Genomic DNA, 14,867 nt, shown 5'->3' with positions numbered 1-14,867 from the left:
TATACTCTTTATTATGCCTGTATATCACCTACGGCAATCTGATATTCGCGCCACAACTCGTCTATGTTATATTCATCTCCCAAGATATGCTTGATAGCTCCATCGAACGACCAAGGAATTACCTCCAATGTACTCCGGTTAAACTTACGCAGGAACTCAGGGTCTTTGTTGTCACGCAACCACACGAAGAAATAACCCGCCGTACGATATCCATCCATATAATTTCCACCTTTCGGACGGGCATTCGGTCCGTCAAATCCTCCATTGGCAACCCGCACGGCGTCTGCCATTCCCTCGATAAATGCCCAGAACACACGATTAGTTCCGTAAGAGCCAATTCCCTGTGGTTCCAGCTGATATGCGTGCGTCAATTCATGCAAAAGTACCCCGCGTGTTTCAAAAAATAACTTAGCTGTATCATTCGCTGCAAAAGATTTCTCAATGTGACGTGTACTGTAGAAGATTGTCACATCGCCATTACCACCGCCTTTGGCTGAAACGCCGTCAACATCTTCCAATGTATAATGTATCTTGTATACAGTTGGAATACTATCTTCAGGCGAGTTGTAAAGAGTAGCCAATACAGTACGTGCCTGTTCCTTGATGTATGATTCAGCATCGGGAATGATCCGGTGGTAAATGTCCGATCCCAGCGTTTCCGGTGCTTTGTCCTCAAACAATATAGCACCCGTATTGTACTCCTTCCATACGTCAGGATTATCCTCCACTTGTTTTTGCGCACTTGCAGCACAAGCCCCCATACCTACCAGCAGGCAGGCTGCATAGATTAAATGTCTCTTTTTCATATTCCTTTATTGATTATTTGTTGATTCCGTTAGTTAATGAATAAGGTTTATCCTCCGGTGATAATCCACGGCGTTTGTTAGGTGACGCGCCCATCTTGAATTCCAGCACGCCTCCTTTCAGTATGTCCTCATGTGTAATATACATCTTGTCGTATACCTTGCCGTTCAGCTTCAGCGACTGTACGTAACGTTTCTTGTCGCTAACACCCGGCGCTTTGATCTCCAGTGTCTTTCCGTCAGGAAGCGTCAGCTTCAGATAAGGCAGATAGGGTGCTCCCAACACATACTGGTCCGTACCGGGACAAACCGGATAAAAGCCCATCACGGAGAAAAGATACCATGCCGACATCTGTCCGCAGTCATCATTTCCACCCAATCCGTTAATATCATTCTTGTACATCTTATTTAGAATCTCACGCAGCCAATACTGTGTTTTCCACGGCTGGGAAGTCCATGCATATAGATAAGGCACATGGTGGCTCGGTTCATTACCATGCACATATCCGCCTACCAGACACTCTTCTGTAATATCTTCATTATGCTCATAGTACTTCTCCGGCAAATGCATGGAGAACAGTTCATCCAGTTTCTGCACGAATGTCCTTTCTCCCCCCATCAAATCGATCATGCCAAACACATCGTGCGGCACATGGAAAGAGAAATTCCATGAATTGCCCTCGATAAAACCTTCACCGTAGGTTTGCAATACATCAAACTCTTTCTTGAAAGAACCGTCACTATAACGAGGACGGGCAAAACCAATACTTGTATCATAGATCGTACGATAATTGAGGGCGCGTTTCCGGTAAGCCTCCGCTATTTCCTTGTTGCCTGCTTTCAAAGCTGTCTGATAGATAGTCCAGTCGTCATATGCATACTCCAAAGTGGAAGAGGCTGCCGTACCGCTCTTGTCTAGCGGAATATATCCCAACTTCATATAATCGGCTACACCTTCATAGTATGGAACGGTGGAGGTGCTCACCATCGCCGCCAATGCTTCGTCCACATTCGAAAAAACACCTTTGGCTATTGCATCCGCCAACACGGAAACGGCATGATAACCGCTCATGCACCAGTTTTCATTTCCCATCAGGCTCCATACCGGCAACATTCCGTGCACGCTTTGCTGCTCATGTTTAATCATGGATTCCACCATATCGGCATTGCGTCCCGGTTTCACCAGATTCAGGAAAGGATGTTCCGCACGGTAGGTATCCCAAAGAGAGAATATAGTGTAGTTGGTGAATCCCTCCGCCCGGTGTATGTTATGATCCAAGCCGCGATAGCAACCGTCTACATCCATATATACAGACGGATTAATCATGGTATGGTAAAGGGAAGTATAGAACATCGCTTTCTGGTCGGGCGTACCTTCGATCTCGAAATGATCCAGTTCGTTATTCCAATCTGTACGGGCAGCTTCCACCAACTGTTCGAAGTTCTTTCCGGAAGTTTCGGCACGCAGATTCTTGACCGCACCTTCCGTACTGACTGCTGACAATGCCACTTTTACGACCAGTTCCGGGTTGTTAGCGGTATCGAAGTTAAAATAAGCTACGATCTTACGACCGGTGATCTCCGGGAAATTCTTTTCCAGACTGAAGCGACGCCAGAAGCCATTGTAGAGAGACTTTTCCTTATCTTTGTATCCATAATCTCTGACAGGCTGCGAGAACGAGATAGCAAAATAAGTGTAGTTGGTACGAGCCCATCCGTTGGTAATACGGTATCCAGTCAGCAAGGTATCATTCTCCACCCTTAGATTCGCCCACAGCACTTTGCCGTCATAATTATAAATACCATGCACCAAGTCCAGAATCAGATGACCGTCTTTTCCTTTTGGGAAAGTGTATTTATGTACACCCGTCCGTTGTGTCGCCGTCAGTTGGGCTTTAATGCCATAATCGTCCAGCATCACTTCATAATATCCGGGAACAGCCTTTTCTGTGGCATGGTCGAAACGCGAACGGTATCCTTCTTCCGGATGATTCGCCCGTCCGGGATTCAACTTCACATCGCCAACAGCGGGCATCAGCAGGATGTCTCCCAAATCGGAATGTCCCGTGCCGCTAAGATGGGTGTGACTGAAACCGACAATGGTCTTGTCCCGATACTGGTAACCGGCACAATATTCATAAGCATTTTTTTGATAAGCCCCATTCACATTATGCGGAATTGTATCTGTGTCCGGACTCAACTGCACCCATCCGAAAGGAGTACAAGCACCGGGAAAGGTATGCCCCATCCCGTTGGTACCGATTATCGGATTCACATAGTCCACTGGTTGTTGCGCTATGGCGGACAAAGTTGCCGCCGCCATAGTCATCATCAATACTTTCTTTTTCATATTATTCATATCTGCTTACTTTGCATCACGAGAGAATGAATAGGGGAAGTCTGATTCGTTGACACCTCTCCCCTTATTCGGTTTATTATCCATATCAAACATCAGACGCCCGCCCTTCAACAAATCAAAGTGGTTCAGGTAATTCTTCGTATAGTTCTTGCCGTTGTAGTTCAACGAACGGATATAACGATTGTCATCGCTATTCTTCGGAGCGGAGATTTCCAGTTTCTTACCGTTCTCCAGCGTAATTGTCGCTTTCTTGAAGTAGGGAGCTCCCATCACATATTCATTGCTGCCCGGACATACCGGATAGAAACCCAATGCGGTAAAGACATACCACGCAGAAGTCTGGCCATTATCTTCATCTCCGCAATAACCGTCCGGAGTGGGAAGATAGAGGCGGTTCATTGTCTCACGCAGCCAGTATTGGGCTTTCCACGGCTCACCAGCATAATTATACAAATAAATCATATGTTGGATAGGCTGGTTACCATGTGCATAGTTTCCCATGTTAGCGATCTCCATTTCACGAATCTCATGAATCACTCCTCCGTAATAGCTGTCATCAAATACGGGAGGAAGATTGAATACAGAGTCGAGCATGCTGACAAACATCTTCTTACCGCCCATCAGTTCAACCAACCCCTGTACATCGTGGAATACCGACCAGGTGTAGTGCCAACTATTTCCTTCCGTAAAGGCATCTCCCCATTTAAAGGGATTGAACGGAGTCTGGAAAGTTCCGTCGGAGTTCTTTCCGCGCATCAGCTTAGTTTCCGGATCGAACAAGTTACGATAGTTCTGGCTCCTTTTCTTATAAACATCCAGTTCTTCTGCCGGGCGACCCAACTTTTCACCCATACGGTAGATACACCAGTCATCATAAGCATATTCCAATGTGCGTGCCGCATTCTCGTTAATTTTCACATCATAAGGCACATAGCCCAGTTTGTTATAATATTCGTATCCACGGCGTCCGGTAGTAGAAACTCTCGGATGCACACTGTTGGCTCCTTTCAACAGACCTTCGTACATTTTTTCCGCATCCGCTTTAGTCACATTCTTCATGAAAGCATCTGCCACTACAGAAGCTGAATTGTTTCCAACCATGCAGCCACGATGCCCCGGACTTGCCCATTCAGGGAAAAATCCGCTTTCAAGATAGGTATTTAGCAGGCCTTCCTGCATCTTCTCGCCCATTGAAGGGTATACCAAATTGACAAATGGGAACAAGCAACGGAAAGTATCCCAGAATCCGGTATCGGTAAACATATATCCCGGACGAATTTCACCATTATAGGGGCTGTAGTGCACAGTCTCACCTTTGCCGTTTACCTCGTAGAACATACGGGGAAACAATACTGAACGATACAGGCAAGAATAGAATGTACGCATACGGTTCTCATCACTGTCTTCGACCTTGATACGGCCTAACACATCGTTCCATGCCTTACGTCCGGCTTCTTTTGTCTGTTCGAAGGTCTTATTGCCGATTTCTTTCAGGTTCAGTTCCGCCTGCTCGGGACTGATGAATGAGGATGCCACTTTTGCGTGTACCTGTTCTCCTTTCTTCGTTGAAAAACCGATAGCAGCACCCACGTGATTGGATTGCAGTTCGAGATGTGTTTCTACCAAATGATAATCTGCCCATACTTTGTTGAAAGTAAAAGGTTTGTCGAACTCTATTACAAAGTAATTCTTGAAGTTTTGAGGAACCCCGCCACTATTGCGTGTCGTATAACCGACTATTTTATTTTCTTCGGGAATCACCTTCACATACGAACCGCGATCGAAAGCATCTATCACTACATAGGCATCGGAAGTTTCTGGGAAAGTGAAACGGAAATATGCGCAACGTTCCGTCGGAGCTATTTCAGTTGTCATGTCATACTCGGACAAATAAATACTGTAATAATAAGGAGTGGCTTTCTCTGCCTTGTGAGAGAACCAGGAAGCACGACTGTCCTGATCAATCTTCAACTGCTTAGTCATCGGCATGATTGAGAACTGGCCGTAGTCATTGATCCACGGGCTGGGCTGATGGGTTTGCTTGAAACCTCTGATTTTGTCGGATGCATAAGTGTAAGCCCAACCGTCGCCCATCTTCCCGGTTTGTGGCATCCAGAAGTTCATACCCCAAGGCAACGCGATGGCAGGATATGTATTTCCATTGGATAGTGATATTTTCGAATCAGTCCCCATTAAAGGATTCACATAGTCTACCGGTTGCTTTTGCGCAAAGGTAGAGGAAGCTCCCAATAGCAGGGCTATTGCGAAAGATAGTAGTTTCTTTTTATTCATGGTCTACGAATTAAGCTATTAATACTAGATTATCAAAATCTTTTTTTTACGTTACAAATTAAAGCATCTTTCAGCAATTATCAGTCCTCTGATACGCCAAAATAAGAAAAAATAGCAGTATAGTCAACCAAAGGAAACGAGTGTCAACGAGAGTACAAGTTAAATAACTGGAAATCAAGATGTAATATTTATGTGCATACCACGAGAGTACAACCGGAAGACTAACTGTTTAAGCAATAGAGAGAGGATAATTAGCCTTTACCCTCTCTCCAATTCTATCAGAAACAAATATTTAATTATTACCAGATTAATTCCATCCCGGGTTCTGGTGTCCTTCCAAAGCTGGGTTAGCCTGAATTTCATCCAACGGAATAGGCCATAGCAAAGCATATTCAGGAATGGCTCCGGCTCTTGTGCTTCCATCAGGCTTGTTCTGAATCTGAGCAGATGAAAGGGCAGTCCATTTCAACTTTCCAGTTTCAGTAGATGCTTCCGGATACAAACGAGTACGGCGAATGTCATCCCAAATCTTAAATTCCAACGGCAACTCATGCAGACGTTCAGTCAAAATCGCTTGCACCAGATTGTCTCCTGTAGCAGTCTCATCCATCAGTCCTGCGCGTTTACGCACTTGGTTGAGGTAATATTTAGCGCCACCGACAGCATTATCTTCATGCCCTGTACGTGCCAGACCTTCGGCTGCAATCAGCAAGACTTCCGCAAAACGGAATACTGGCATATTATAATCGCCGTCATGACCGCTAATCAAAGCATTTTCATCAAACCATGCCCAGTTGCCTGCATTGTTCAAAGTATGAGTCTCCCCTGCAGCATCGGTATATTCCCAAAAGAAAAACTGTTTCTCATGTCCCCGAATATCAGCAGGATCATAGCTGTTAAGCAACATATCACAGGGAAGGTATGCATTATATAACACGTCTCCTCCCGGATGGAATACTCCCCACTGAAATGCATCCGCTCCGATAGAACGGCAAGCATAAGAGTTGCCTACACTATAATTGGTGTAATTGTATTCTTTAGCATAGATGATTTCAGCAGATTCTTTCGTAGTCTTGATCACATTATATGCCGAGTTCAAATCATCAGTCGTTCCATTCGGATGAATAAGTCCATGAGGACTGTCATTGATCACTTTCAAAGCCATCTGTGCAGCTTTACTATAATAGTCTGCTCCACCATTTAACGGTGCACCTGCCCATTGCAGATAAACCTGTGCCAGCAAAGTCTGCGCCATTGCCCTGGTAACATAACAGCCATTTTCATAGAACGTCTTATTAGGCAATGCATCTCCATTGACAATATCCAGCAAGTCGGCTTCAATCTTCTTATAGATCTCTTCGGCAGAAAGTCGTTCTTTGTACATACCTTCTGTAGAAGTGTAAGGTTCTGAAATATAAGGAACACCACCAAATTCTTTGACTAGCCAAAAATATCCGTATGCACGGAAGAATTTACCTTGAGCCACATAATTATTAATAGTAGCTTCATCCAGCACTCCAGTCATTGACGGAATATTGGCAATAACAAAGTTGGCACGTGAAATGCCTTTATAGAACTCATGCCAATATTTCATTGCAATATCATCAAAAGATTCAATATTGAAATTACAACCTTCGGATGCTGTAGTAAATGTTCTGTCCTTACGTTTATCGACATACAATCCGGATACGATACCACCCCACATCGTCGCTTTAGGAGTCCAACCACCGCCTACATCAGTGTTATGCAAATAAGGTACACCACCGAAATACAATGCGTTCACACCCGATTCCGCATCAGCTTTCGTCTTCCAGAACTGGTCAGATGACTTCATATCTAATGGCTCTTCTTTCAGAAAATCGTCACATGAATTCAGCAACACAGAAAGTGAACACATGCAAAATGCAGATATATATACTTTTAATAGTTTCATAATTCTTATGGTTTTTATAACGGTGAATTAAAATGCTACATTAAGACCGAACGTAAATGTTCTCGGACGCGGATAGGTAAAGAACTGGCGGTTAGCACCCCATTTGTTGTCACCTAAACGAGATGAGTTATCCGGATCATATCCGTTATAGTCTTTAGAAGTAATCAGGAATGCGTTATTCACATTCGCATACAAGCGCAACGAAGAAAGACCGATCTTCTTAACCAGTGTCGGATTGAAAGTGTATCCGAGCTGAATCATGTTACAACGCAAATAAGAACCGTTGCAAACCCAATCATCATCTGCTTGGTTATTAGCTCCCTGACCAAAGTTGTTCAGGCGGATTGCCTGTTCTTTACCCGACGGATTGAGAGTAGGATGCCATGCTTCTTTATAAAGACGGTCTATACCATTGGTAAGGAAACGGGCTACAGTAGAGTGATAATATTCTTGCATCACATCTACTCCCCATGTAAACTGGAAATCTAACGTCAAATCGAATCCTTTATAATTGAAGGTATTGATAAATGAGCCCATCCAGTCAGGTAAACCGTTACCGATAATTTCACGTTTCTTATAAGTCACCTTTTCACCGATAGTGGAAGGTATGTTCATTGTCTCCGGGTCCCAGTTAGACGGGATTCCATCATAGATACCAGCACGCTTATAACCATAGAAAGAAGAAAGCTCTTCACCTTCACGAATCAACATATCGTAACCAACAAAACCATCGGTTGTAATCTGACGCTTACCGGTGACAGGATCAACAGAAGCACTTTCATCCAACTTCTCTACACGGTTCTTGTTGAAGCCCAGATTAAGAGTGGAAGTCCATTGGAAATCATGTGTTTGGATAGGATATGCTGTAACGAGAATATCCACACCGCGGTTGGAAACGGCTCCAATATTATCCATGATAGAAGAGTAACCTGTTGATTCGGGAACCGGACGGTCGAGTAACAAATCTGATGTATACTTATAATAATAGGAAATATCGAAATTCAGTCTGTTATTGAATAACCCCAGTTCAAATCCTAAGTCCCACTGTCCGGTCTTTTCCCATTTCAAGTCCGGATTAGGCATATTGTCCAAGTAAGACACAACGTGCAGAGCATCACCAATGATTGTATTCGACTGGCTCACTGTAGCCAATGATTTATAAGTACCGATTTCCGAATTACCTGTCAGACCGTAAGAAGTATGCAACTTCAGTTTGCTGATCAATGAGTTATCTTTCAAGAAGTCTTCATTAGAAATCATCCATCCCAAACCGACTGATGGGAAAAATGCATATTTATTGTTCTGTCCGAATTTGGAAGAACCGTCATAACGACCGGTTACGGTAGCCATATACTTGTTGTCATAAGAATATGCCAGACGCAAGAAATAAGAGTTCATCGCCCACTTGTCGTAATCACTGCCAACAGAAGGACGGTTCGTACCGGAACCTAAATTATAATATCCGTAGAAGTCATCGATATACTTACTGTCGGAAGCATTGAAAGAGGTATAGCGATATTCCTGCCAAGACATACCTGCCATTGCATTAAGATGATGTTTATTAAAATCTTTCACATAAGTCAGGTAAGTTTCTTCCTGCCAATACAGTGAATTGGAATTACTTGCAGAAGCTGATCCTTCAGTACTCTGATTAATCATCGGACGCGGAGTGAACGGTGTATAGTTAGCGTCGCGATTATTGTGGTAATCGATACCGAACTGGGTTTTCAGATCTAATCCTTTCATGAGATGGAAAGTCAAAGCCGCATTACCAAAGATCTGCGTACGATATTGCATAGCCTGCATTCGTTCGAGCAACTCAACAGGATTACCTACACCTTCCGGGCTGAAACCTTGTTTTCCACTATTAGGATCAGTCTGATTGTTGAGAATAGAACTTGTATTAATTATATTTGTCTGCGTATATTCGCCATCCAGCTTAACTGGCAAGAAAGGTAACTGTTCGATCATTGTACGCAATGCACCTTGTCCGTAGGGGTTATCAGAAGTTCTGTTACCCCAAGTATGGTTCACCAGCAAATTAACGGAAGTAGACAACCAATCTGTCGGTTTGTCATCATATGCCAGTTTTGCGTTGATACGTTTGAAGTAAGAGTTCAGCAAAATACCCTGTTGATCGGTATAATTGATAAATGCTCCGATAGAAGATCCTTCTCCCGTACGTTGGATACTGATCTGGTGGTTGTGAGAAATTGCCGTACGGGATGCTTCATCCTGCCAGTCGGTATTATATTTCGGAGAACCGTCGGCATTGAACAAACGTTCGTCAGTGAATATCTGAGACAGATCGGTTGTGAAGTTCTTACCTTGGAAATCATTGGCATTTTCCAATCCCTGCTTAAAGGCAGACATCCATTCGTTAGCATCCATTACATCTATTTTTTTGGCCATCTTACCGATAGACAATGAACCATCATAGGAAACATGGACTCCTTTTCCCGCACTACCGCGCTTGGTGGTCACCATGATAACACCATTAGCACCACGGGCACCGTAGATAGCGGCAGAGGAAGCATCTTTCAACACTTCGATAGATTCGATATCATTCGGATTAAGTAACTCGAAGTTTGACATTACCACTCCATCGACTACATACAGCGGTGATGCTGATGCGTTAATGGTAGAAATACCACGAATAATGACACGTGACTCTCCACCCGGCTGACCGGTATTAGAGAAGATATTCACACCGGCCACTTTACCTTTCAATCCGTCAAGCGCATTGAAAGACTGTGCTTTCAGCATGTCTTTACCTTTAGCTGTGGAAATGGAACCTGTCAAGTCGGATTTGCGCATCGTACCATAACCAACAACGACCACTTCGTCCAACGCTTTCGTATCCGACTGCAGAACTACGTTCAAAACATTGCTCTTTAGTTCCGAGACTTTAAATTCTTGTGTAATATAACCAATGTACGAAAATACCAAGGTAGCATTGGAAGGAACAGAGAGGGTGTATTTACCGTTAACGTCAGTGATTGTTCCAGTACTACCGTTTTTAACTTTTACAGTACCACTGATAACCGCCTCTCCCTGATCATCGGTTACCGTACCGGAAATTGATTTTACAGATTGAGCATTAATGCCCAAACTCAACATCATACCCATTACAAATAAGGTAAGATACTTTAGTTTTCCATTCATAATTCCTTAAATTTGATTAGTAATAAGGTTAATTCCTTTTAAAAAGATCACTGCAAATAAAGGTTATTTAAATAAAAGTCAAATGCTCTACCTTGCCAAAAAAACGGCAAAATAGAGAGACATACCTAAAGCACAGAATGGCAGATTAGAGCACAAACCAATACACTGATAATCAATCAGATATAATCCACAAAAAGGATTTAGAGTACAAGGTAGTGACAAACAAATAAACGACAGTGTTTCCCAATCAGTCACCTATACAAAAGAATTTAGCCTGCACAATCAGCGTACATTTCGCTGTTCCCGATAATCTTTCGGTGTCATCCCGAACCGACGGGTAAATTCTTTATAAAAATAAGAACGACTGGAAATACCAACTTCCATAATAACATCTTGAATGGAAAGTTCTTCATCAAGTAACAGACGGGCTGCCTTTTCCATACGGTAACTTTTTATTAAATCACCGGGAGCTGTATTGGAAATTTCCTTGAATTTACGATAGAACTGACGTGAACTCATCGCCATACGATCAGCTATCAACGTTGATCCTAATTCTTCCTTGTCCAGGTTTTCTTCAATCACTTTTAACAACTTGCGAATAAAATCAGCCTGTTCGGTAGTTGTACAGACAATCTGGCCTGCCAAATCCCCCAGTTCCTCCATATATATCTGTTTCGCTTCCCGTTTACCATAAATAGCATTATGAACAACTTCCCGCAAGAATAATATATCATAAGGAAGTACAACATAAGAATCAGACCACAAGATCAGCTCCCGTTGAATGGCTGAACTGACTTTCCAGGTTAATAACGGAATAAAAGCTGTCCTTGAAAGCAAGGTACGATTCCGACTAACATACTCCATAAAAGTACTTTCAGCATTTGCATACATTGTCATATCCACCAGTAATAGAGCCGGAGCCGACCGACGAATTTCCTCAAAAGCAAGCTGCACACTCTTCACCTGATGAACCACATATTCATCAGCCAGAAAATTACTGATTAACCAAGTCATTTCGTCCCTGTCTTCCAGCAAAAGCACTGTTTTCTTCCCTTGTTCACCAGTCACTGGTAAGAGCGCCGGTTCAAAAACAATCGTCAACCTACTGCCACTCTCATCATGATCATAACGAAGAACGGCATGAATCCGTTCCAAGGCTGATCGTACAAAACCTAATAGTAAATGTACGCCAAACACATAATCGGCATCTTTCTCCGCTACAGAAGAGGCTTTATCAGAAAGATATTCATACAACGCTTTCACTGTAACGTCTTTAGAAGAAAAATGCAACTGCATCTTACCATCTTGTTCTGACATGTCTACTATTACCCCATATGTACCTTTCATTTCGGCAATACGAAGGTAGCAGCAATAAAGAATACTATACAATGCGTTCTTGTAAACCGGAAACGTTATATGTTCCGGGATCGCTGATGTGATAGAAGAATGATCAATCCCTTGTTCTTCCAACGTACGCAATACTTCTTGGGAAACTCCTTGTATACTCATACGTGCAGAAACAATAAACCGATCCGGAAAGAATTGTTTAAGTTCTTCCAAATGCAGAGTGTCAGGATTAAGAAGTGCGGTCATCACCGTTTCACGTATCAATGACACCTTTTCAAGAGATTGCTCATAAGAAAGATTCTCTGCACGCAACTGGTCGCAATAATTATAAATAAGGGTAAAATCTTCAAGTACCCTACGATCGGTATAGGCAGTTTCGGATTTCCGACAACGTTCTGTCCCCATCAGTGTTTTCATCATCCGTTCCTGAAGGTAGTTTTTACGAAGCAAATATATCACGTACCCTAACAATAACAGGAAAATGATAAAATAAATAAAATAAGCCGGCGCTGAACGATACCAAGGAGAGAGAATATGCACCGGAATAGAAAAATGACGATACTCTGTATCAAACACATCTCTCTTATAACGCACCTTAAAGAGATAATCGCCTGCCGGCACTCCCGTATATGAGGCTTCATTAATACTACTGAAAGATGTCCAGTCTTTGTCGTATCCTTCCAACTGGTAAGAATATTCTATATCTTCTCCTGATAAAAAATCCGGCACAATAAAAGAAAGCGTAAACGAAACCTCCGCTCCTTTAAACTGCAACGCCTTACCATCATCCGTATAATAATTTTCCTGAACCACCTGCGTATGTCCAATCGTCAACTTACGCAATAAAATATCCGGGTAGAATTCCGGAGCAGCCTGCATCTCCTTATCCAGATAAAGCAACCCGTCAATCCCACCGAAGAAAAGTTCCCGTGTATAAGGACACATATAATAAGCGTCATCACTGAACTCGCCGATCTGGACACCTGCACTGTAGAAGTAGGCATGTGATGAGCCGTTTATCGGATTATATTTAATCAATCCCCTGTTCGTACCAAGCCACAAGAGTCCGTTTTCATCTTCGAGTACACCATGAATCATATCATTGAGCAATCCTTGTTCCCGCCCGATATAGGTAGCTTTCATCTGGCCCCTATTAGAATTCAGACATACCAATCCCGATGTTGTCCCCACATACAACACCCCTTCTTTGGTCCGATACAAGCTAAGCACATCGTCTACCGACTTATGAAGCATTTCTTTCAAAGAAATCACCTTATATTCTTCAGTCCGCTTATCAAACCGTATAAGTCCTTTCTCCCGGCTACCAAGCCACAAAATAGAATCTCCCTCGGCCAGCATTGGATAGAACATTGTAATTTCTCGCTGACCATGAAAGAAATGATAGCTTTTCTGGGATTTGAGACGAATGGTACCTGCCTGCTTCTCAAGTATTAATTTATGAAAACCGGAACCGGCTGTCACCACATAAAGTACACTATCATTTTCCTCATCAATACCATGAATTTCGGTAGGTTGTGCCGGCAAGTTTTCCACACAATGCAAAGCTTGATCAGCAAAAGAATAGTAGAAAAGTCCCGGATCACCAGAGCCTATCCAAAAGCCATCCATATAACGGCTTTGGACCAATTTATAAACGGGAAATTCTTTATTCCACCGCATATAAGACATCACATTTTGCTTGCCTTCAGGAGAATAGACTGTAACGGCGGAAGCCTCTTCACTCTCACGATAGTCCGGTATATGCAATAGTCCGTCGCCTTTCGTCCCGAACCATAGCCCGCCACGATTGTCTGTCATAACAGAACGTACCTGCCTGCTCAAGTTAGACGAAAGTTGATTAAGCATCAAATTGGTGGCAATGGAGTATTTCTTAGCATACATAATCGTTCCCTGCCCGTCCGAAGCAACCCATAGAACATTCTGATGAGGATCTCGATAAATACTGTATATACGTACATTCCGGTCGACCACTTCTTCTTTATATTTCTGAGATGTACGAAGACGGACTAATCCATTCGTCCTAAAACCAATGATAATATCTTCATAGAAAAGAGCTATTCCTGCAATTGTACCATACTTTTGCACTAATGAAGAAAGGTTACGAATATAAATTTTAGATTGTCGGGAAATATCATAAACATAGAGATCATGTTCACTATCGATAAAACAAAGAACACCATTCTGATAAAAGACATCCATAATGGGGTTCGCATGAAAATCGGTAGATGAAACAGTTGAATAAATTGATAATGTATCACAATCAAAAGCATCCTGCGAAACCTGTAACAATTCCCCTGTATGCTGGATAAAAATCCACAAGACACCATCATCCGTTACGAATGCCCGTTTATCCATATCTTCAACAGAGACTTTCAGATTATTAATCTTTACAAATCGTTTATAAGATGTATTATAGTAGAAAATTCCATCACGACTCACCACCCATGTGTTTCCTTTAGAATTGGAATGTAGATAATAATCATCTGTAAAGTCATAATAGCCGACCACTTGCCGCGAATCCAGTGAAAGACGATTTATTCCCAAATGGGTAGAAATCCACAAACAATTATTATCCGCCTGTTGAATAGAATGAATCACATTGTTACTCAAAGATTTTTGGGCTGAAAAATCAGAACGAAAAACTTCCATATTTCTGCCGTCATAGCAATTCACACCATCATATGTGCCAAACCACATTAACCCTCTATTGTCTTGAAAAAGACAAAGTACAGCACTATTAGATAACCCTTGCTGATAATCTACTTTCCGGAAGATATAGGTATCTTTACCGCCATCTGCTTGACAGACCAATGAATAAATCAATAGAACAAAAGACAAAATCAAGCGTATTTTCATTGTGTTAATCATTAATATCATCTATTAAATATTAGGCAATCGCTTATATGTTTTGTTTCGCTGCGCGAAAAAAAATTGCCACTAATAATCG

The 14,867-nt window shown here is 42.5% G+C and carries 6 protein-coding genes; all 6 read right to left on the bottom strand.

What is annotated here, in order from left to right:
* Positions 1-11: 11 nt before the first annotated feature.
* Positions 12-806, bottom strand: coding sequence for a basic secretory family protein (locus NXV01_RS08820; RefSeq protein ID WP_148366485.1), 795 nt, complete (start codon positions 804-806; stop codon positions 12-14).
* A gap of 13 nt (positions 807-819) precedes the next feature.
* A complete protein-coding gene (locus tag NXV01_RS08815; protein WP_259022203.1) occupies positions 820-3,162 on the bottom strand; it encodes a GH92 family glycosyl hydrolase in 2,343 nt (780 codons plus the stop codon).
* 6 nt (positions 3,163-3,168) lie between these two features.
* Entirely contained in the window at positions 3,169-5,454 is a 2,286-nt protein-coding gene (locus tag NXV01_RS08810) for a GH92 family glycosyl hydrolase (protein ID WP_148366487.1), read from the bottom strand.
* 307 nt (positions 5,455-5,761) lie between these two features.
* Positions 5,762-7,387, bottom strand: coding sequence for a RagB/SusD family nutrient uptake outer membrane protein (locus NXV01_RS08805; RefSeq protein WP_148366488.1), 1,626 nt, complete (start codon positions 7,385-7,387; stop codon positions 5,762-5,764).
* 27 nt (positions 7,388-7,414) lie between these two features.
* A complete protein-coding gene (locus NXV01_RS08800) occupies positions 7,415-10,552 on the bottom strand; it encodes a TonB-dependent receptor (protein ID WP_148366489.1) in 3,138 nt (1,045 codons plus the stop codon).
* Between the two features lie 282 nt (positions 10,553-10,834).
* Positions 10,835-14,788, bottom strand: coding sequence for a helix-turn-helix domain-containing protein (locus NXV01_RS08795; protein WP_259011352.1), 3,954 nt, complete (start codon positions 14,786-14,788; stop codon positions 10,835-10,837).
* Between the last annotated feature and the right edge of the window lie 79 nt (positions 14,789-14,867).

The organism is Bacteroides sp. BFG-606 (assembly GCF_024788145.1).
GTDB classification, from domain to species: Bacteria; Bacteroidota; Bacteroidia; order Bacteroidales; family Bacteroidaceae; genus Bacteroides; species Bacteroides vicugnae.
This window is presented reverse-complemented; position numbering and strand designations above follow the sequence as displayed.